The organism is Actinomadura sp. HBU206391 (genome assembly GCF_014323665.1).
Classification (GTDB): domain Bacteria; phylum Actinomycetota; class Actinomycetes; order Streptosporangiales; family Streptosporangiaceae; genus Actinomadura_C.
Map to the genome: position 1 here is coordinate 1 of NZ_JABVEB010000553.1, position 1306 is coordinate 1306.

The window sequence follows — 1306 nt, forward strand, 5'->3', positions numbered from 1 at the left end:
TGACGACATCATGGACGGCGATCGCATGCGCAGGCACCGCCCGGCCGCCTGGACCGTCTTCGGCCAGTCGGCGGCCATCCTCGCCGGCGACGCCCTGCTCGCACTGGCCACGGAACTGCTCTTGCGAGAGGGCACCCGGGGCGGCGTCCGGGCGGCACGGTGCCTGACCGCCGCCACCCGGCAGTTGATCGCCGGGCAGGCCCGTGACCTGGAGTTCGAAAGGCGCCAGGACGTCGGCCTCGACGAGTGCCTGCAGATGTCGGCGGACAAGACCGGCTCCCTGCTGGCCTGCGCCTGCTCCATCGGCGCGATGATGGTGGACGGGCCGGAGCCGCTGATCACGGCACTGACGGCATTCGGGACCGATGTCGGGCTGGCGTTCCAGCTCACCGACGATCTGCTGGGTCTCTGGGGCGCCTCCGAGCAGACCGGAAAGCCGCCGCTGTCCGACCTGCGTGCCCGGAAGAAGACGCTGCCGATCGTCGCCGCCCTCACCAGCGGGACGAAGGCGGGCGAACGGCTCGGCCGTTCACTCTCCGGGCCCGAGCCGAGGTCGAACGCCGACCTGCGCGAGGCCGCCCGGCTGATCGACGAGGCCGGCGGTCGCGCATGGGCGGAAAAGGAGGCGGAACACCGCCTCGACCTCGCCGAGCGCCATCTCGTCGAAGCCGAGCTGCCCGCCGACGTACGCGCCGAGTTCCTCGACATCGCCCGCTTCATCACCTCACGGGATCACTGACATGACCGCACTCGAGGCCCCTCCATCGGTGTCGCCCGCCAGGCTCGCCGCCGACGCGGCGTGCGAGCACCTGCTCGGCCTCCAGGCGCCGGCCGGATGGTGGAAGGGCGAACTGCAGACCAACGTCACGATGGACGCCGAGGACCTGCTCCTGCGGGAGTTCCTGGGCATACGCACACGGGAGGAGACCGCCGAGGCCGCCCGCTGGATCCGCGGCCGGCAACGCGACGACGGAACCTGGGCGAACTTCCACGAGGGACCCGCCGACCTGTCCACCACCATCGAGGCCTACACCGCGCTGCGGCTCGCCGGCGATCCGGCCGACGCCCCGCACCTGCGCTCGGCGGCCGCCTTCGTCCGGCAGGCCGGCGGGATCGAGTCCAGCCGGGTGTTCACCCGGATCTGGCTGGCGATGTTCGGCCGGTGGTCCTGGGCCGACCTGCCCGTGCTGCCCCCCGAACTCATGTTCCTGCCGCCGCAGGTCCCCCTGAACATCTACGACTGGGCCTGCTGGGCCCGGCAGACGATCGTGCCGCTCACGATCGTGAGCGCACGGCGGCCGGTGCG

2 protein-coding genes are annotated in these 1306 nt (G+C 72.0%); both read left to right on the forward strand.

Features of this window, described 5'->3' with window-relative positions:
- A partial coding sequence (locus tag HKK72_RS39350; protein WP_187239445.1) for a polyprenyl synthetase family protein occupies positions 1 to 739 on the forward strand: 739 nt, incomplete at its 5' end.
- Between the two features lies 1 nt (position 740).
- Positions 741 to 1306 (forward strand): prenyltransferase/squalene oxidase repeat-containing protein (locus HKK72_RS39355; RefSeq protein WP_315987670.1); only part of this gene is annotated, 566 nt, incomplete at its 3' end.